Here is an 18,618-nt window from a genome sequence, read left to right on the forward strand (position 1 = left end):
TAACCGTAACGTGTTGCCGAGGGTGGCTGTGTGTTGATGGTTAAATGTTAGGCAATCGGATGATGACAGGCACTCGCAAAAGGTGTCTGAGTGCTAGCAAAAGGTGACAGGTGCTAGCGAGAGGTAACAGATGATAAGTATTCGCCCGGCGGCGTTATTCCGTCATCAACTCAAAACTGCGCTGGCTGACCAGTGCCTGAGTTTCGAAGTCCCAATTAACCAACAGAATGCTGTTACCGGAGTTCTGATGCTCAACCTGATGTTTGCCCTGATACGCCACAGCACTGATGGCCTGACGTAAATCGAACTGGCTGGTTGTTCCTTCAACAGGAGGCCGGACTTCCAGCCCGGTGCGGTTATTAACAAACAGTGGCAGGCCGGTTTCCAGCGAGCGCTGGCGCCAGCTATCGCGTGGGCCGTACTCGCCCGGTGCCCAGTTGGCAGCAGAAATAATCAGATCGGCGCCGGCTTGTTTCAGCTTATTGGCGTGTGAATCGCGATAGGCATCGGCGCAGATTAATAACCCCACCTGTTGGTTATCCACTGTGACCAGTTGTGGCTCTGTGCCTTTGGTTGACCAGGCTTCTGATACCGGAATGGTCTGAATTTTATGGTGTTTGCCGATAATCTCACCGTCGCGGCCGATCACAAATAAGGTGTTGTATTTATTACCGTCGCTGGCTTGCTCAACATGGCCAAGGAATAACACCACATCCAGGTCGTCGGCCAGTGTTTGTAGTTGCCGGGTCCATTGATCCGGTGCGGGTTGAATCCAGTCTTCACCGATGGCCAGAGTAAAACGATAACCCGACAGTGCCAGCTCCGGCGTTAAAATCCATTCGGCTCCGGCGGCCGCCGCTTGTTGAATGGCTTGTGTTAATAACTGCGTGTTGCCGTCTAAATCACCCAGCTTAGGATCAAGGTGTAAAAAGGCGATTTTCTTTGATGTTTGCTGAGCGGAGAGCAGTTTTTCCGGCCATTTATCCAGCCAACCAATGGCCAGTGCCTGAATAAATAATTCCACCGCTTGATGTTCGCTCTGTTCTACATTGGTCACAGAAATGGGGGCGTTAAGCTGTTGCCAATAAAACGCATAACGATCACTGCGGCCGGATATCGCAACTGCTGCCTGGGCAACGAAATCACGAATGGTTTCGTTTTTGGCATTTGGCGTTAGGGTGCTGTAAGCGAACCGATCTAATACACTGGCTAATGCATAAGCGCTGGCGACTACGCGATTTTCATGGGAGAAGGAGTAGGGGTTACGCTCGGCCTGTTTTTGTTCAGCCTCGGGTAAATACGGTAATAAACGCGACATCAGGTTTTTTTCAGTGAGTCGGTTGCGACCACCAAACCGACCCAGGGCATTATAAATAGTGGCCTGGGCAGAGGTGGGTAAACCGTTCTGCCAGACCAGCGCCTGTAATACTGCTTTACGTACCGCGCTGCCGACTTGTTCCCCCAGTTTTAAATGACCGCTGCCGCTGTTTAATGAATATTCGCCGTCTTTGGCCAGCGGGCTGGCAATAATCATCTGATCGGTGCCGGTACCTGTCGCTAAATGGCGGGTGTAACGACTGCTGACGGCCAGCTCATTCATCGCCGCCGACTTGGCTTCGGTGGTAATAATCTGCAGTTTATTCATTGCACCGGCAGAAACCGGTTGATTGATTAACACCATAATATTGATGGTGCCGTGCATATCGCTTTTGTTCTTTTCTGATTTTTTCTGGGGAGAGTTTTTTGAGCCATGCTTTTTAGGGGAATGTTTTTTATTGCCCTCGGGCGTTTCATACCAGGAAGTTGGATCACCCGCACGCATAGCGTTACCGCGCACACCGGCGGTGGCGTACACATCAATTACCAACGCGGACGAAGCATCAGGTGAAGAGCCATCAGGAGTGAATATTTGCTGCTGGTGGGCTAACAGCTGCATATTGGCGGCAGTGCCCATCAACGCCATTTTATCCGCCGGGATACCAATCTCATCGGCAATTAACTGCTGATATTGCTCGGGAGAGTTCTGCAGTACCCGGTTTACCCAACGCATATCAGCGCGGGCTTCCATACTTTGGTGATTCACCAGATAGTTCAGGTCGGTTTGTTCACCACCGTTATACGAGCTGGTGGAAATAACACGGTGGGGTGTTTTCAGCTGAACCTTAAAGAAGCGGCCATTACGCTGAGCAATAAAGTTGGCGCTGTTTTGTAGCTCGGTCCAGTTGCCTGTGGCAGTGCTTGGGGTTGTGCTTTGAGCAGAGGCTGGTATATCTGAAACCGTCTCTTCGGTTTGATCGTTAGAGAAAGTGCTACAGCCAGTTAGCAGCAGGCTGGATAGCAGTAAAAGGCGTGTTAAGGGTTGGGTAACAGACGAGGTAAAAATGGTCACGAGATTCTGCCTGGGGATAAAAGGGCGATGAGCAGGGAGTCTACCACCTGCGCCAGAGTTTGGCTGTACCAGTAAGAAGAGGTTATTGCTTAAATACTACTTACCCTCGTCCTTATGCTTTCTTTCTAATATCTTGCTTGTTAATAGCGACGGGATTAACTTCTTTTTATTATCTATATATCGGTGACTGAGAAGTATTGAAATAGTCAAAGTACCAAAAAATACAAACCAATTTGCTGAGAGTAGGCCAGCCAAAAGAGAGGCGCCGGCCATCATATGCAGTGTAAGGTTATTAGCAAATGCGTTGGTTTCCGCATACTCAAATCGTGCGAAGCATTCAGTGCAATCAACCTGCTGCTTCGAAGTGAAGGTTCCAATATCTATGGACTCCCTATTACATACCGGGCACTTCTTTAAGTGTTTATTCTTACATGTTCTTTTTAACATTTTCGTATGTACCATTGAAACGATCTAATAATGTAAGGCCCTCGGCCCAGGCTGTTTGGTATTTAGCACTTAGAAGACCCTGAGCCACTCGCTTGCTGGCAATCTCGATTAACCTTTCGGTGTTATAGCTTTGATATTTTTCGAAATCTTTGAATTCCGGATGGCAGCCGAATGTAATTCTTCCGAGGAGGCTATCATTTAAATCAAAGACATCTACTTCGAGAGCATGGCCCCATTCTTTGTCGGCCCTCTTTGCCATTATGTAATAACCATTTCCATCGATTTTGGTTGCCGACACTGTCCTGCGCCTCTTTATTCTTTGGCTTTAAACCAGATTTCTATTTCATCTGTTTCAACTTCGAATGAAGCAGAGTGCATCGTATTTGCTGGGACATGATACCACTGTCCAACTCCGACCCGTTCTGTTGTTCCGTTCATCGTAAGGATCAGCTCGCCCCGTGTGATCACTCCATGATTGTCTGTATCGTGATCATGGGGTGGAATTTCTGTACCTGCCGGGTACGAGGCAAACAGCACATCACTATCTTTCGCCTCCAGCTTGTAGGCATCAAAACGACCATCGTATAGCGGTAGCTCTTTTATCTTTTCTGGGTATTTTCCTGACATTCTTTACTCCCTGTATATAACGTCTGTCAGCGTTATTGAGTGAAACAAGCCCGATAGCTTGTCAGGCAGACAACATCGTATGGCTATAACCTGATTTTAATTTATCGATTTGACTAGTTTATTGCGAACAGCTTCTACGGATTTACGGTCGTTTCCTGCTACGGCCACCATTAATTTACTTTTATCACTGGATATGGCGATGCATTTAACAACCACACGATTTGATTTAACGTTGCCGTAGATTCCGTACTTGTTTTCTATCTGATTTTCCAGGCCAATAGATTGAAGTATGAAAGAGCTCTGAATTTCACAGGCTTCTTTAGATTTATCCAGGTCTTTGATTGAAGACCATAACTCTGGTGGTTCACCAGCGAAGGTTTTGGTCGAAAAAATGATAAATATTGTGGAGAGTATCCATTTCATTAGTTTTTTCCTTGTAAGTTATAACGTCGTGCTTTGCGGCAGATAAATGTAGAGGCCGTAGTTTGGTCTGAGCAGCAGACTACCCGTAACAGCAATTTGTTAGCCATTTGCTAGACGCAACCATTATAGCTTTCACTTGAAAGCTCTTTAATCTTTTCTATCGTTCCGTCTTTAAAGACTTTAATCAAGTCCTCACCTCTTCTACCACAATTATTATCCCAGCTGGCAATTACCCTGTAACCATAATCTGTTACTTCATACTTCTTCAGAGAATAATTATTGGAAGAAATCCACCTCGATAGTTCAGCTACAGTATCTATGTCACCAAAAAATCTCAGTAAATCCTGTTTAGATTCGATGGCTACGGCAGAATTTGAAAGTAGAGCCACGCCAAATACTGGACAATACGATGGGGCGCACTGAGCATCAAAACCGGTAACGCTATCAATACTTTCTAAGAGGCTTATTTCTGTCGGAGTCAGATTTGAATATATTTCCTCGTCATATTTTGCGATAACTCTGTCATCAGTTGGTTCCTGGTGTGACATGTTACCAACTCTAATTTCCCAATAGATGTATTCATCGCTTAAATTAAAGCTGCTTAGAGTTACAGATTCTTCATGCTTTTCTGAAGGTAGGTTAACTGTTGGTTCTGAGATGTCATCGCTGCCACAGCCAAGCAACAATATTGATAGAAAAATAATTGGGGATAGATATTGCATCATATGTTTCCTTACGTGGTTAACGCCTCCGTCAGCAGTCCGCGCCTTTTACAGTCTGCCGTACTGACTGGTTATGTGTGGTTTAGCAAGGAGACCAATATTCATAAGAAATAAGCTTTCCATTGCTGAAATTGAATCTCACCCCATCATCTGCATTTTCAAAGAAAAGCAGTATGGAATCAGATTTAGGGTTTTCTTGGAAGTGTTCTTTGGCGTATTTCCCAAATATCTCAATGAATTCAGTTACGGTAGTAGATTGATTGAGAGGGCTATCATTGTAGCTAAGCACATGCTTGTTTGATTCTGTGAACGTAAAGTTTTCCAGGATAAATGGGTACGTATCGCTACCAATGAAGATTATTTGGTCATATTTAAGTTGGTAGTATGGGGCGCCTGCTTGGTCATTTGAGTTAAAACCGCATTCGTAGTCGGTATAGTTTTGAATACCAGTGCCAAATCGGTTGGTAAGATCTTCTTTAGAAAAGACGATTCTTCCACTACCTAGGTTAAGTGAATCTAACTCCATGGATTCAACACGTGAAACCAGAGCAAACATTGAGATTGTGAATATCAGGAAGTACTTCATCGTTTGTATAGACACATAACGCCAAATTCAGGTGCGCCGTAGGCATCACCTGGATTTTTTGTTAGATGCGTGTTTATTTGAAAATGCTTTCATACTTTGCTTGGTTCCAAGCATTTGCTAAACCGATATCTTTTATTACTGCTTTGGAATAACCTAGTTTATCGTTGATAGTAACAAATGTGATTGGGTCTTTTTTGTATAATAAAGCCACTGCATGTCCATCATTTGACCAATGAAAAGACAAATCGCTTTCTTTCGTTAAACTTATTACTGCACTTTTAGAGGCCAATTCTTTTGATATTTGAGGTGGTAACCCTTCATTTGCGAGCAGCTGCCAATCTATACCTTTTTGGGGCTCGGTGAGCATGTATGCAACTGAGTCTCTTTCTGGTCTTTGCTTACCAATTTCAGATAAGTACAGAAATGCAACATCGCCTTGCTCATCGAGAATTGCAAACCGTTTAGAGTTCTCATTATAGGAATGGAGAAATAATCCTTCGGCCATTACTGTTCCTGAAATAAAACATAGTAAAAGTAGAATTTTTTTCATTGATGATTCTAAGATTTAGAAGTAGCGCCAGCAGGGGCGCGCGTAGCGCGTCCATACTAGCTGGTTTTGTTAGTTTTTTCTTTAATTTCATGTCTAAATTGAAACCCAGCCTCTGAAATAATTTCAGAAACCTTGTTTAAAAAGTGCTCCGCCAATTCATTATTAGGAACATACCTAGACACTAGTTGGATTTCTACTTCTTTACCTTCCGCTTCAGGGTATTTTTCTAATAACTCTCCTGATTTTATGAAGGTTAAATATTTATTGATTTTCTCTTGAATAAGTAACAGTTTTTCATTTTCCTGATCCCATTCTAGATGGTCAGAAATTACTAGCGTTGCTGACATCTCGTCAAAACCAAGGATGTCTATCACTTCTAATTGCTCGATAGTCACGGCTATTCCTTATCAACTAGCGCCTAGACTAAGGGGCGGTGCTTTGCGCCGTCCAATGTCTTGAGCCTTTTGTTAAGTGGATTAATACTACCCAGTTGCGATCGCATATCCAATTGTTCCAAATATCGGAATAACGATCCCGAGCCAAAGTCCCCATTGCTGCTCAAAATCAGGCGGCGGCTTCACCATGGTAAAGATGACTAGCATAGTAATAACAAGATAAGCCAAAGTGAAATTCACATAGAGATATACTAATAGCGAACCGAAGCCGACTAACCACACTATCAGCATCAAAACATTTTTTCGTCTACTACTCATCTAATTTCATTTAACGCCTCAATAACCGGCGTAGCTTGCTGTGTCCGGCGCCGAAGACGCGGAATTAATTGACTTTTTAAGCATTTATACATTGCTTGTCACCCATTCACTAAATGACCCACTAATTTCTTTAAAGTGGTCTTTGGGGCCGATTTCTGGGTCGTAATCAGTTGGATCGAATTCAACAACCCTGTTGGTGCTATTGGCAGTATCAATACAGTAGTGAATAGCACAACCAATATGGATAAATGGAACTAACTCTTTGGGCCACAGCCAGTTGGGATCATCTGGATCGCCTGAACAAAGGCTCTGATAAAGGCTCAGCATAGAATCTTTTAGGTCAGTTTTATGACCTGAGATAATCCCAAGCAGCCCGTATTCAGGACCAAAGCCCCCATTGCCTTTTTCGTTGTAAAGTTCAATCAAAGAAAGTGGAAGTTCTCTTCCTGTTAATTCTTTGAATTCTCTTGCTTCCGATTCAATGTTCATAATCCGATTAGATGCTTAACGCCTTTAGCAGTTGCAGACTAAATTGGCGTGCTTTTTGGAACAAAAAGCGTGTCAATTTTGGCTGTCGACTGCCTAAACTTGTTAGCTATATACTGATTTAAATTCATTGATTCCACTTTTCAGTACACCTAGATACCTTTCCCTTTTTCTCCACGGCTTAAGATGGCTAGGAAATCGACTCAACCAATGTGAGTTGGGGCCAGCATCATTCCCACTTTTTATGCACAGTTCTTGTGTCGAAGGCATATTCCGCTGAGATAATACATCATATGTATGTTTGGCTTCATCTATTGATGAGAAAGTTAACTCTGTTCCCAGAGCATCAATCACAAGATAAGGGTAGCCTTTACATGGAATCGATTTAGGCAAGGGAGGTTCGAATGTTTTTGAACGCATCCAGTGACAATCTTCCATGTTCTTATGAACCCAATAGCTTACAGGTGAGTAATGGTACTTCTCTCTGTATTCGATTCGATACTTCTTCATGCTTTCTCAAGTCTAGAGTTTAGTTTTGAAGGTTTAGCCCCAGTCGCTTTATTTTGGTTATTGTATCGTTCTAGAATCTCAATCTCTTTTGCAATGAAATTTTCTTTGCGATAAAGAATGGCTAGTTGCTCGTAATACCAGGGAGCGACGCCTAAACCAGTAATAGAAGATTCTCTTTCCGTTGCATCAATGAGTTTGAAAAGTAGTGCTATTGCTTCTGCATGATTCTTTTCCCTTTTTAGATGTTTCACTCTTTCAATATAAGTAGTGGAATGTGCACCATCCACAGAACCAGCCTTGATACGCTCTAATTCCTTTCTCTCGTATTCTTCAATAATGTCCATTTTATCTCTTCGGTATAACGCCCAAAGCAGCGGCGCGCGTTAGCGCGTCCAGCCCGTAGGGCGATGCTGCCTTTGCTTGTTATGTGTTTACTTGGCATACCCTTTTAACACCTTACGTAATGCTGAAAATGTTGTAGCCACATTGCCTGTTAGCTTATTTAAAAGTTCATTATCTGCATCTGGGTCAGTTGTTGGGTGGCCGTTACCAACAGAAATATAAAGATCATACAAGCCACCCATGCCGCCCTTGAAAATTTTTGACTCTAAGTTGACTGCGATTTCAACATTTCCTGCTGATAATTCGTTTTCAATATTTCTGTAACGCTCAGACCAGCGAGGCATTTCCATTCTCTGCATGAAGTCTGCTAATTCTTTTGCAGCGATAGCTGCTGCATTTACTTTTTCTTGATTCATCTCAGAGCCTGATTACACATAACGCCAGCATATGGGGCGGTTGTCATGCAGTGAGGAACGAACGAAATGCAAACCGTCCCAGCAGCCGAAGGCTGCGATCATGATGCTCTTGTTAGGCTTTTTCACGTTTAAGCTCCGTTCTTAGTTCCATTAACAATACGCCTAGCCTGTTCTTGCCTTTACCATTTGGGCCAATACCCCAATACTTGTCATAGGGCGAGTTCTCTATTAGTTCTTTTTTTCCTGTACCTAATAGAATTTTTCTTAATTCTGGGTCTTTAAACTTTTCACGAAGCCCGCGAGTCATTATTTCTTCTTTTACCAGATCCCAATCAGAGCGAATTGGGGTAGCCCTGGACTGCCCCAAATCCTTTGCTTGCTTTGGTGACCCGGAATTAAGAATTTTATCGAACTGAGGGGTACCCTCAAACTTCATAGCTTGAAAGTAATGCTCCATAGTCCGCCATTCATAGCCATCTAGCTTGAAGCCAAAACCAGCGAAGTTCGACAACTGGTAATATTTATCGTCTCTGTCAAAGAAATAGATTACTTTAGCCATATCTTTCTAGAAGCCTAACGCTTTTGTTGTGGGGCGGTGATACGTAGCGAGGAACGAGCGAAGTTTAACCGTCCCAGCACCGAAGGTGCGTTCACCAACTGTTTGTTATGAGTCACGCAAATGACCATTACTTTCTATTCCATGTACTAGATCCAATGCTAAATCATAGCTATCGGTATTAGTAAGAGCTTTCCGAATTCTAATTGCGATTTTCAAAGCATCTTTTTTACTCAAGTCCACTTCTAAGAGAGAACTCATGAAGTATGGCTTTCCACTCACTTTAGATATTTTCTTTTGAGTTAGACGTTTTTCAAGTTTCGGCTCTCTATAGGCAACAACCTTCATATCTTCTCTGGTGCCCCCCCACTTAATTGGGAGTGTCAAAATGTATTTACTGCCGAAGAGTGTTTTGTAGCTAGCGACAATACTACCGCCGTCACGACAACTATCAATACTCGGCTTTCCTCTAAATATTAAGAACATCTTAAGACTCATAACGCTGCCAGCAGGGGCGAGTGAAACGAGTCCAGCCAGCTTGCTGGCGAATTGGCTGGCTTTGTTATGAGTCGTTTTTGTCATTTTTTAGAATTGCCTTTAAACCTACTAAATTTAACTGTTTTTTACTAGGGAAAACCATATCTACCAGAATTACTGGGATAAATACTGTGATTCCAAAAACGATCCAACTTGAGGAATAAAGGCCTAAGAATATTCCCAAATTTAGCGAAAGGATGTATGTGACATGTAGGAGCCACGGGCGAGTCTCTTTATATTCGTAACGAGCAAAGCAATTAGTACAATAGAGGGCTGCTCTCAAATTAAGAAACCCTTTATCGATTGATCGATTTTTACATTCAGGGCACTCAAGTTTCATATGATAATCCCCAGAATATATTGGATGCTATGGTGTGGATGACTCTCTCCTATACCTCATAACGCCTGCCAGCAATGGCGAGTGTAACGAGTCCAGCCAGCTTGCTGGCGAATTGGCTGGCTTTGTTATGCATTTTTGACGTGCTCTCGAAGCTTGTTAAAGAAACCTTCACTAAGTAGAACATTACCTAAATATAATCTATCTTCATTGGAGTAGTCCCAAGCACCATAAAGTACAAGATGGTATTTCCTTTCACGCTTATGAATGAGTATCCAGTTTCCCTGATAATCATGATCCAAATCCCTACCGCAAAAGTAAAACCATTCATCGTTTAGCTCGGTATGCTCTAAGACATCTAAGGATTGTATTCTCTCAAGATGACTCGTAGCACCACTATATTCAGGTAAAGTAGAAGAAACATCTTTAACAGCTATAGCATCAATAATCTCGACTCTGGACCAATATCCATTGTTCTTATTAACTTCCTCGGATACCTCCAAGCAAGCCAAGGATGACTCCTCAATCTCTTCAGGGTGATCTTCCCAGCCATTGAAAAATGACAGAGCAGGTGAAAATAGAGTCCAAAATCTTTGAGGGTATAATTTCTTTAATGATTGATCCGAATTAACGATCTTGTATTCACCTTTGTTCGGCACAATGTTAGATCTAATCCAGTACTTATCATCGGGAATACTATTAAGATCAATAAAATCCGACCATTCAGGCCTATCATCGTCATACCCGGAAATCGTAAAACCTGAAATCATGTCAAAGCTCTACCAGTATTTTTATGCATAACGCCTAGCATTTGTGGCGGTTTTGTAGCGAGGAACGAGCGGAAAAACCGTCCGAACCACGCAGTGGTTTACGCAACATGCTTTTGTTATGTTGCTATTCATCATCCCACTCTGAAACGACTAATTCTTCGTAACCTTCAGGTTCATCATCGAGATCGACTGCTTGCCAGTTTGAACCAGACTTAGAATAAACATTCTTACGATAACTATACTGCGAGATAATCTTATCGATAGCTACATTAAGCTGTTCAATGCTGTGCCAAACATGCCCACAGCTACCGCAACCATAAAATTTTGAAGAAGGAGATTCTTCTACTTCACACACCCAGCCATAACAAGTTTTAGATGGGCATCTTAATTCTTCAAACAAAGTTCAATCCTTGATAATTAAAGCTACATAACGCTTTGGTCAACGGGTAAAAAAAGCGAAGCTTTTTTTGATCCGTTGCAGCAACTTGTTAGCTGGTTTCGTCTCTAGTGGGACAATATCATATGAAATGGCTATTTCTATAGGTGTCTCGGAATATTTCCCTCTCCCATTGTCTTTTTTCAATTCGTCCTGAGCATATACAATTAAAACTTTTTTCCCAATCTCGTATAAATATTTATCTTTTGTATCATTGTAATAGAAGCCCTCTTGATGAAGAGAGCCGTCAGCCAGAGTTAGCTCATATGCGTTGTTCCTTCTATCGGAATCCATTCCAGAGTAATAGGTTCTTGATATCACGCCCGATACAAACTTAAGCTTCATTTTTTTACTGTATATAGAGTTCCACCATTCATCGCTACCAAATAAACCATGCCGCCCCTTCAATCCCATGTGAGGCCTTGATTCATCTAGTGTTAACTCTTGAGCTAACTTGATACGCTCTGGGTCATTCTTGAGTGCGTCACTAAGAGTATATACAAGCTTCAATGAACAATGCTGATTCTCCAAGTCTAGTAATCTTAACATTCATCGGATTCCTGATTCAGCTAACGCCTCAAACACCGGCTTGGTGAAGTTGGCGGCTTTTTTGGAACAAAAAAGGTGACAGCTTTACCAAGTCCGCGTGCTTTGACTTGTTACATTTTACTTGCTATAAGCTCTTGAACTCTGCCCCTAAAATCCCTACTGATTCTAAGTTCTGTTTTACTTGATCACTTACGACAATAGCTATGCTAAAGCCCTTAATTCTAAAAATATTGGAGCCTTCACATTTCATAGGATCGACCACCATTTTGAAGAAGCCCCGATACTCACCAGCTTTATCAGGACGAACAGGGTCGTTTACCTCGAACTTTTGAAATTCTGATGCCTCTTCATTAATGCACGCAAGCTCTTTCGGCACAGCCATAATATAGAACTCACTGTCAGTTTTTTTACCAATAATATTTACTTTAGCAAATTCAATATCAGCAACACTAGAAAGAGCGTCTTTAAATTTCTTACTTACAACACTTACTCCATATGCCTCATTGCACGTGTAATCCATTTCTGAACCATCGCGACAAACTTCAATTTCATACTCTCTTTCAGGGTCGAGTTTCAGCGCTAACTCCCAGTTATCTGCAAAAGCGATATCTCCCAAGTACCACCTATTGGGAAAGTTAATATCGTCTGTTAGCTCGTAGTAATTCAAATTCTCAGATTCCTACCTGAAATGTAACGCCTCCTTAAGCCGCACGCTTTGCGTGTCGGCTTGAAGGATTTGTTATGCGCGAATTATTCTCCGCTAAGTGTACCTTTAACTACTTCCATTGGGTTGCCGTAGATATCTTTGTATTGAATCTCAAATTCGATGCCCTTCTCGAATTTCAAATATTGGGGTTTTAGATCTTTACTAGATAGTTTTACAAGATCCCATGATTTTCCTGGCTCTAGTATCGCTCCGGATGGTAAAGAAACATAATCATCCCATTTCTCGACTTCAAGCCCATAAAAAAGATTTACAAGATAATGAGTTTTCTGTCCATTTTTTTGGAAAACTGCATTAGTTATAAATGCAGGACCTACTCCGGCATTTTTTAGCCTTACCCCATAACCGGCATCATATCTCCGTTCCACAATGTATAGTAAAGGCTTTACCTGTGCACGAGCCCGAGTCTCTTCACGCTCCGCTATCGTTTCGGCTCTTTCATTTTCTCTAACATAACTTACGGACGACAAGACTAATGCAAGAACCGCTACAGCAAGAGTGCTTATTTCAACTATCTGTTTAATCACATTCTATCCCTTTGCGCATAACAGCTTATTCGTGTGCGTGCCTGATATTCTGGCGAGAGTCTTTCGAGACTGGTCGTGTAACTAACTGATTTCATTGAGAAACCTTCCTTAGCAAGACAACTCCTTTCCAGAAAAGCGTGCGCGCACACTATTTCGGCTACGGGATGTCTACTATCTTGTAAACCACGTCCGTAAGCCACTGATTTCTTTAGTGTTTAAAATATCACCAGAGGGGAATGCGGGCAAGCACGAAAACGAACTACAGTGTCATGGCTTGAAAATAAGAAATCATACTGTATGTTTAAACAGTATCTCTTTACATTTGGAGAAGCGTATGGCCAAGAGTAAGTTTTTGACAGAAATCCGCCAGTACATGCGGCTTCACGGCTATAGCATTCGTACAGAGAACACATATGTTTATTGGATTCGCTTTTTCATTCGTTATCATCGGCTTCAGCATCCTTCTGCTATGGGGCCGGAAGAAGTCATCTTGTTTTTGAACTTTCTGGCAAATCAGCGTGATGTTGCAATCAACACACAGAAGGTTGCTTTGAATGCTTTAGCATTCCTTTATAACAACTATTTGAACCAACCCCTGGGGGAGCTTGGTTTTAGCTTTGCTACGCGCCCCAGGCACCTACCAATTGTTATATCTTCACAAGAAGTAAATCAGATTCTTAAATGTTGTGAACCGAGGGAGCGGCTGATTTTCTCCCTGCTGTTTGGATCAGGGTTGAGAATCTCTGAATGTTTACGTCTGCGAATTAAAGACTTTAATTTTGATCAAGGCTCGCTCTCCATATTTGATGGAAAAGGTGCCAAAGATCGGGTCACGATATTGCCACATAAACTGAAACCCATTATTGAAGAATATTTTCAGCGGGCTTTGTATATTCAGACAGAAGATAATAAGCAGGGAATTGGGCCTTCCATGCCCGGAGCGTTAGGACGTAAATATCCCTCAGCATATCGAGAAGCTGCGTGGATGTTTATCTTCCCGTCCAGCAGGTTGTGTAAACATCCAACAACAGGAGTTTTATGTCGTCATCACCTGGATGTGTCGGTGCCCAGAAAGGCATTAAAACGAGCAGTAAAAAATGCAGGTTTGTCATCCAAACGGATTTCATGCCATACCTTCAGGCACAGTTTTGCAACTGAATTACTGCGTGCAGGGCGAGACATTCGAACCGTGAGGAATTACTCGGCCATAGTGATGTTTCCACCACTCAGATATATGTTAGGCCAGCACTTTGCCGGTACGACCAGCCCGATCGATTTATTAATGTAAAAACCTCTGAATCAGCCGTAAGATGATTCAGAGGCTTTAATAGGCGGACTAAGGCTTACAGCCGTCTGCTACGGACAAAACCAATCAACACAACAAATATCGCAAACACAACCAGGGCAAATTGTATCCAGGCTTGCTGTTGGCTAGCTTCAGCATCGTTTTGTTGTTCATCCTGCTTTTGCTGAGTAGCTTGTTCAGTTGGTTGCTGGTTTTGAGGCTCTTCAGCTTGCTGCTGCGCAGCTGCCAGCTCTTCTGCGGTAACCTCCAGTTCAGCAATACGGGTATATTCCGTTTCTTGCCCTGCGTCCTCATCAACCGGGCGAGCCAGGTCAATCTGTTGTTTCAGTGCCTGCCATTGCTCGCTGCTCAGGTGTTGTTCCAGCCAACCTAACATCGGGTTATCCGGATCGGTATGACCGCTGCCCGGTAAACCGTTTTTAGCAACCAGCTCTGCAAATTCACTCGCCAGCTGTTGTACGGTTTGTTGGTCGGCATTCCAGAAATCTTTATGAATCGCCACCAACATAATAGCCAGCATATTAGCTTTTACATGAACGTTATGGCCTTGCTGTAAAAACTCATCCAGCTTCAGCTGGTGTTTATCATCGATATACACAGCTTTGACTTCTTCCCAGGCCCAGTCGCCGACTAACGTTGGGTTCGTCACCTGCCAGCCCCACAGGTATTCGAGGAATTCGTTACCCATGGTGCGGGCACCGGCGTAACCGTGTTCCATCAGGCCTTTCAGCCATTCCGGATTTAAGAAGCGGCCACGTAATTCCTGACGTAAGGCTAACCCTAACGGGCGGGCTTTAAAGTTTTGTGGGTCGCTGTGATCCAGCACGAAGTTATTCGGTGCTTTGCCGCTAACGGATTCCACTGCCAAGCTTAAACCACCGAGATAATCAAAGGCGTCGTTGTTATCGATTAAGCCGTATAAATTACTGGAGCGACCGAAGTAGGTGTTTTCTACGTCTTTGAGCAGAGTTTTAAAGGCTTTTTGTGCCGGAGCGCCAAAGTCTTTTAAACCATAGCTGTGGCCAATACGGCGAATATAGACATCGGCCAGTTCGCTGCGATTTTCCCAGGCACCGGAACGTTCCACCATACGGTTAATACCGGCACCGTAGCTGCCCGGTGCATCACCAAATACCCGCATGCTGGCGATAATGCCAGCTTTTTTCTCGGCTACGCCATCACGCAATAATACGCGCGCCTGATTAACCCAGTGTTTAGCGACCTGGTTAAATTCCAGTGATTCCGAGCCGCCTTTTGCATCCTTGCCTAACAGGCTAAGCGCTTCAGATAAGGCCAGGGTTAACGCCGGGTAATCTTTGCGAATGGTATCGGACGAAGCATCCAGTGCCATTAACGTTGCGCGATTTAACAATGACATTTGCTGGCCATATAAATCACGGAATAAACCTGAGCTGGTAAATACCATATCGCGACGGCTACGACCTTCGGGCAGTGTCTGACGTTTTAATCCTTTTACCAGGCCTCGGCTGTTCCATACCGGCTCCAGACCTAACATATCCAGGCCAAAGGCAATCATCACACCTTCATCACGCACGACATCAGAAGCCCATAAAATAATGGCTTCGTTTTTATCGGCCGTTTGTGGATTATTTTTGCGTGCATCGGCAGCCATTTCTTTACCCAGCTGCCAGGCCAGTTTAGATGGAATTAAACTGGAATCCAGTGCATAGAAGTTACGTCCGGTTGGCAAACTATCCGGGCTGCGAATCGGGTCGTTACCCTGGCCCGGTGCCACATAACGGCCATTTAAGCCATTAATCAGGGCAGCCATTTCAGCATCCGGTGATTGTTTTAATAGATCTTTCCAGCCGGATTGTTTTTCTTTTTGCTCAGCAGTTAGTGGTTTGCCATTTTTATCTGAGTGACGACCCAGCATCGACTGCAGCATCATTTCGACGGCATTGTCGTTCCAGTTTTTGCCGAAGATATGCAGGCCTAACGGCATAAAACGTTCCTGTAAGTCCGTCAGGTAATGGCCCACTTCGTGAACCAGCATATCGTCGTCAACTTCCTCAAAGCTGATCCCCATTACTGCCAGCTCGGCAGACATGGCTTGTGCCAGTTCATCGCGTAATTCCAGTTGATCTACTTTCTCGACGATTTGTTGTACCAGGCGTTCGGCAACGGCTTCGTTACCGCTACCGTGGCTGGCTTCAAAACTTTCGATTAACTGACGCAGTTGCAATAACTCGTCATACAGCGGCGTGCTTTCCAACGGTGGTGTCAGGTGGTCAACCATCACCGCTAAACCACGGCGTTTGGCCTGAATCCCTTCACCCACACCATCAACGATATAGGGGTAAACACCCGGAATGTCGGAACCAATAATGCGTGAATAATCGTCTTCACCCAGGCCAACGCTGCGGCGTGGTAAAAACTCATAGGTCGAATGGCGGCCTAAATGCACATAAGCATCGGCTTTAAATTTGTTACGCAGGAAGTGATAGAACGCCAGGTACTGGTGAGGTGGTGGGAACGCCAGGTTTGCGTGTAAAAGCTCTTCGTTAATTTCCCAGCCGCGTGGTGGTTGTGGACCAATAAACACGTTACCAAACTGCAGGCCCGGTAATAACAGCTGATTATTAAAGGTCATCACTTTACCGGGAGCGGGGCCCCAGCCACCTAAACCTTCGATACCGGTTTTTTGTAATGCGGTAATTAACTGTGGCGCTTCTTTATCTAAACAAGCCGGGTATTGGCCGTTATTAATTTGTTCGGCGGTTTCGACGGTACGTACGTAACACACTTCTAACTGCTCGATTAACGCCAATGCACGCTCGCGGCCTTTGTGATCAACCCCTTCTAACAAGTGATGCATTTCTTCAAAGGTGTGGTGTAACAGGCCATCGGCCAGTTCTGGTTTTTTAGCAACAACGGCGGCTTTTAATTGCTCGTGTAATAAACCAAACGGGCCATTAATCATCTCGTTGCGAACGGAATCCGGTAACTGATTAAACCAGCTCTGATAATCCACCGGCGCCATGGTTTGGATCTGGTCTGACATATTTTTTAGCGCATTGGCGTCACGGGGCAGGTTAACACCACGTAATTGCATCTGATCGAGCAAGGCTTCCTGGGAGGCGGGCAGTTCGCCAACGTTATAACCCTGGGCTTTTAACTGATTCAGAATTTGCCATAACGACGCCGGTACATCGAGGTTGTCGGCACCAATATTGTGACGGCCAGGAGGGTGGTTGTAATACACAATGGCGATACGTTTGTCGGCATTGGCTTTTTGTTGCAGTGTTGCCCAGCGGGATAAACGTGACGTTAACGCATCTAAGCCATCTTGTTTCGGCTCAATCGCCTGGATACGAATACCGCTGATCTGATCGTTTTTTTGCTCACCGGCACTGGCAATAATTAACGGTTGCGATGCGCCCTGAAGTTCCGGCATGGCTACCTGGTAATAAACCTTCTCTGCGGCTAAACCGTCGGCCGACAATTGATGCTCCAGCGCGCTGCGGTCACGTAACTTAATCGCCTTTAACAGTGGCACATTTAATTGCTGTAATAACTCATTGGTACGCTCACGGCCTTCGCCGCCACCAATAACAAAGTCCTGCAGCATAACGATGACGCTGAGCTGATCTTTGTAGGGCAGCAGTTGTTCAACCGCCTTTACACCGGCTTCACCCCAGTAGGCTAACGATGCGATACATTGCTGACCTTGTTCTTCTATCTGTGCACATAACTTTCGTAATAACGCGGCATCTGCCGGGCGGCCGCCACCGGCGTGATCCAGAATGGCTACCAGTGGTTTCTTTTCTGAGGCGGGTTCTGCTGTTAAAGCGGGCAGTTGATTCTGGATTTTACCGTTAGCAAACCAGCGTAGTCGTGGTTGTGGCGCCGCAGCGTTAGCAAGGGTTTCTGCACCGGTTTGTTGGAAAACCCAACTGAATAATTCTTTGCTGTTTTCTGCACCACCCGCTTGCCAATAAGCGCGGGCCTGTAACCAATTAGCCTGGGCCGGGTTTTGTTGTTTGATGTCATTCAGCCAGGTCTCGAAGTTATCGGTGGCGCGTTGTTTACCCAGTTCACGAACCTGTTGTTGGTTGCTGAAGAAGTTTTTCCCAGCCAGTTCGCTCACTCCAACAAGACGGTGGTCACTGCTGAAAATCAGTAACGGCTTTTGTTGCTTCTTAAATTGTTTAAACAGAGATGATAACTCTGCCACCGCCGGGCCAAATAAACCGGCACCAATAATCGCCCGGGCGTTTAATATCAGCTGCGCACGTTGTTTGTTGTCTGTTTCATATATCTGACCGTCGGTGCGGGCCTGAACCGATAATTGTGGATATTGCAGTTTAAATAAACGTGCCGCTTCGGCGACGGTTTCTGCATTACGCTGGGAGGTTAATACCAACAGATAATCCTGACTTTTAATCGCAGAATTGTCGGCGGTATTGGCCTGGACGAGTCGTGTGCTGCTGAATAACACGGTGCTGATCAGTAATAACAGAACAGCGACCTGTTTTAATAACAACATCTGTTTGGAAAGCAACAGCTGTATAGGAGTTAACATAAGTACCTCAAGTCAGTTGGGCTTGAGGGAGAGAAGTAGTACTGCTTAGATCCACCGCAACCAAGACGTTGCCGGTATACCGTCCAGTACCGAGTATTCCCGCCCGGTGCATTTATTGG

The 18,618-nt window shown here is 44.2% G+C and carries 20 protein-coding genes; 1 reads left to right on the forward strand and 19 read right to left on the reverse strand.

What is annotated here, in order from left to right; genetic code table 11:
- Positions 1 to 154 precede the first annotated feature (154 nt).
- The 18 genes from ACOQOZ_RS17755 to ACOQOZ_RS17840 form a co-directional block, all read right to left on the reverse strand.
- Positions 155 to 2,389 (reverse strand): adenosylcobinamide amidohydrolase, encoded by a 2,235-nt coding sequence (locus ACOQOZ_RS17755; RefSeq protein WP_420589489.1) that lies wholly within the window; start codon positions 2,387 to 2,389, stop codon positions 155 to 157.
- A 427-nt stretch (positions 2,390 to 2,816) separates the two neighbouring features.
- On the reverse strand, positions 2,817 to 3,134 hold the full coding sequence (locus ACOQOZ_RS17760; RefSeq protein WP_420589490.1) for a hypothetical protein: 318 nt from the start codon (positions 3,132 to 3,134) through the stop codon (positions 2,817 to 2,819).
- 14 nt (positions 3,135 to 3,148) lie between these two features.
- Entirely contained in the window at positions 3,149 to 3,463 is a 315-nt protein-coding gene (locus ACOQOZ_RS17765; protein WP_420589491.1) for a cupin domain-containing protein, read from the reverse strand.
- 96 nt (positions 3,464 to 3,559) lie between these two features.
- On the reverse strand, positions 3,560 to 3,886 hold the full coding sequence (locus ACOQOZ_RS17770) for a hypothetical protein (protein WP_420589492.1): 327 nt from the start codon (positions 3,884 to 3,886) through the stop codon (positions 3,560 to 3,562).
- A gap of 110 nt (positions 3,887 to 3,996) precedes the next feature.
- Positions 3,997 to 4,611 (reverse strand): hypothetical protein, encoded by a 615-nt coding sequence (locus ACOQOZ_RS17775; protein ID WP_420589493.1) that lies wholly within the window; start codon positions 4,609 to 4,611, stop codon positions 3,997 to 3,999.
- 79 nt (positions 4,612 to 4,690) lie between these two features.
- Positions 4,691 to 5,134: a hypothetical protein gene (locus ACOQOZ_RS17780; RefSeq protein ID WP_420589494.1), complete on the reverse strand. Its 444-nt coding sequence runs from the start codon at positions 5,132 to 5,134 to the stop codon at positions 4,691 to 4,693.
- 133 nt (positions 5,135 to 5,267) lie between these two features.
- Entirely contained in the window at positions 5,268 to 5,699 is a 432-nt protein-coding gene (locus ACOQOZ_RS17785) for a hypothetical protein (protein WP_420589495.1), read from the reverse strand.
- Between the two features lie 101 nt (positions 5,700 to 5,800).
- Complete coding sequence (locus tag ACOQOZ_RS17790) at positions 5,801 to 6,139, reverse strand: DUF6572 domain-containing protein (RefSeq protein WP_420589496.1); 339 nt, start codon at positions 6,137 to 6,139, stop codon at positions 5,801 to 5,803.
- Between the two features lie 402 nt (positions 6,140 to 6,541).
- Positions 6,542 to 6,946, reverse strand: a complete 405-nt coding sequence (locus tag ACOQOZ_RS17795; RefSeq protein WP_420589497.1) for an SMI1/KNR4 family protein — start codon at positions 6,944 to 6,946, stop codon at positions 6,542 to 6,544.
- A gap of 503 nt (positions 6,947 to 7,449) precedes the next feature.
- Positions 7,450 to 7,797: a hypothetical protein gene (locus tag ACOQOZ_RS17800; RefSeq protein ID WP_420589498.1), complete on the reverse strand. Its 348-nt coding sequence runs from the start codon at positions 7,795 to 7,797 to the stop codon at positions 7,450 to 7,452.
- An 87-nt stretch (positions 7,798 to 7,884) separates the two neighbouring features.
- Positions 7,885 to 8,211 (reverse strand): hypothetical protein, encoded by a 327-nt coding sequence (locus ACOQOZ_RS17805; protein WP_420589499.1) that lies wholly within the window; start codon positions 8,209 to 8,211, stop codon positions 7,885 to 7,887.
- A gap of 112 nt (positions 8,212 to 8,323) precedes the next feature.
- Positions 8,324 to 8,770 (reverse strand): NADAR family protein, encoded by a 447-nt coding sequence (locus ACOQOZ_RS17810; RefSeq protein WP_420589500.1) that lies wholly within the window; start codon positions 8,768 to 8,770, stop codon positions 8,324 to 8,326.
- A 105-nt stretch (positions 8,771 to 8,875) separates the two neighbouring features.
- Positions 8,876 to 9,349 carry a hypothetical protein gene (locus ACOQOZ_RS17815; RefSeq protein WP_420589501.1) on the reverse strand — a complete coding sequence of 158 codons (474 nt, stop codon included), beginning with the start codon at positions 9,347 to 9,349 and terminating at the stop codon, positions 8,876 to 8,878.
- Between the two features lie 420 nt (positions 9,350 to 9,769).
- Positions 9,770 to 10,411, reverse strand: coding sequence for a hypothetical protein (locus tag ACOQOZ_RS17820; RefSeq protein WP_420589502.1), 642 nt, complete (start codon positions 10,409 to 10,411; stop codon positions 9,770 to 9,772).
- A 124-nt stretch (positions 10,412 to 10,535) separates the two neighbouring features.
- Positions 10,536 to 10,811 carry a hypothetical protein gene (locus ACOQOZ_RS17825; RefSeq protein ID WP_420589503.1) on the reverse strand — a complete coding sequence of 92 codons (276 nt, stop codon included), beginning with the start codon at positions 10,809 to 10,811 and terminating at the stop codon, positions 10,536 to 10,538.
- A gap of 39 nt (positions 10,812 to 10,850) precedes the next feature.
- Positions 10,851 to 11,396: a hypothetical protein gene (locus ACOQOZ_RS17830; protein ID WP_420589504.1), complete on the reverse strand. Its 546-nt coding sequence runs from the start codon at positions 11,394 to 11,396 to the stop codon at positions 10,851 to 10,853.
- A gap of 124 nt (positions 11,397 to 11,520) precedes the next feature.
- A complete protein-coding gene (locus tag ACOQOZ_RS17835) occupies positions 11,521 to 12,012 on the reverse strand; it encodes an imm11 family protein (RefSeq protein ID WP_420589505.1) in 492 nt (163 codons plus the stop codon).
- A gap of 134 nt (positions 12,013 to 12,146) precedes the next feature.
- The gene (locus ACOQOZ_RS17840) at positions 12,147 to 12,647 is read right to left on the reverse strand and encodes a hypothetical protein (RefSeq protein WP_420589506.1); all 501 of its coding nucleotides are present in this window, start codon (positions 12,645 to 12,647) and stop codon (positions 12,147 to 12,149) included.
- 334 nt (positions 12,648 to 12,981) lie between these two features.
- Here ACOQOZ_RS17840 and ACOQOZ_RS17845 point away from each other — a divergent pair, with 334 nt between their 5' ends.
- Positions 12,982 to 13,935 (forward strand): integron integrase, encoded by a 954-nt coding sequence (locus tag ACOQOZ_RS17845; protein ID WP_420589507.1) that lies wholly within the window; start codon positions 12,982 to 12,984, stop codon positions 13,933 to 13,935.
- Positions 13,936 to 13,990: 55 nt separating this feature from the next.
- On the opposite strand, the gene ACOQOZ_RS17850 is transcribed toward ACOQOZ_RS17845, so the two are convergent.
- Positions 13,991 to 18,499 carry a cobaltochelatase subunit CobN gene (locus ACOQOZ_RS17850; RefSeq protein ID WP_420589508.1) on the reverse strand — a complete coding sequence of 1,503 codons (4,509 nt, stop codon included), beginning with the start codon at positions 18,497 to 18,499 and terminating at the stop codon, positions 13,991 to 13,993.
- Positions 18,500 to 18,618 lie beyond the last annotated feature (119 nt).

The sequence above is a fragment of the Bacterioplanoides sp. genome, from assembly GCF_965219715.1.
GTDB lineage: Bacteria > Pseudomonadota > Gammaproteobacteria > Pseudomonadales > Oceanobacteraceae > Bacterioplanoides.

Coding starts and splice junctions, on each gene's coding strand:
- ACOQOZ_RS17765 (WP_420589491.1), bottom strand. CDS start 3,463: ATGTCAGGAAAATACCCAGAAAAGATAAAAGAGCTACCGCTATACGAT.
- ACOQOZ_RS17770 (WP_420589492.1), bottom strand. CDS start 3,886: ATGAAATGGATACTCTCCACAATATTTATCATTTTTTCGACCAAAACC.
- ACOQOZ_RS17775 (WP_420589493.1), bottom strand. CDS start 4,611: ATGATGCAATATCTATCCCCAATTATTTTTCTATCAATATTGTTGCTT.
- ACOQOZ_RS17780 (WP_420589494.1), bottom strand. CDS start 5,134: ATGGAGTTAGATTCACTTAACCTAGGTAGTGGAAGAATCGTCTTTTCT.
- ACOQOZ_RS17785 (WP_420589495.1), bottom strand. CDS start 5,699: ATGGCCGAAGGATTATTTCTCCATTCCTATAATGAGAACTCTAAACGG.
- ACOQOZ_RS17795 (WP_420589497.1), bottom strand. CDS start 6,946: ATGAACATTGAATCGGAAGCAAGAGAATTCAAAGAATTAACAGGAAGA.
- ACOQOZ_RS17800 (WP_420589498.1), bottom strand. CDS start 7,797: ATGGACATTATTGAAGAATACGAGAGAAAGGAATTAGAGCGTATCAAG.
- ACOQOZ_RS17805 (WP_420589499.1), bottom strand. CDS start 8,211: ATGAATCAAGAAAAAGTAAATGCAGCAGCTATCGCTGCAAAAGAATTA.
- ACOQOZ_RS17810 (WP_420589500.1), bottom strand. CDS start 8,770: ATGGCTAAAGTAATCTATTTCTTTGACAGAGACGATAAATATTACCAG.
- ACOQOZ_RS17815 (WP_420589501.1), bottom strand. CDS start 9,349: ATGACAAAAACGACTCATAACAAAGCCAGCCAATTCGCCAGCAAGCTG.
- ACOQOZ_RS17820 (WP_420589502.1), bottom strand. CDS start 10,411: ATGATTTCAGGTTTTACGATTTCCGGGTATGACGATGATAGGCCTGAA.
- ACOQOZ_RS17830 (WP_420589504.1), bottom strand. CDS start 11,396: ATGTTAAGATTACTAGACTTGGAGAATCAGCATTGTTCATTGAAGCTT.
- ACOQOZ_RS17845 (WP_420589507.1), top strand. CDS start 12,982: ATGGCCAAGAGTAAGTTTTTGACAGAAATCCGCCAGTACATGCGGCTT.
- ACOQOZ_RS17850 (WP_420589508.1), bottom strand. CDS start 18,499: ATGTTAACTCCTATACAGCTGTTGCTTTCCAAACAGATGTTGTTATTA.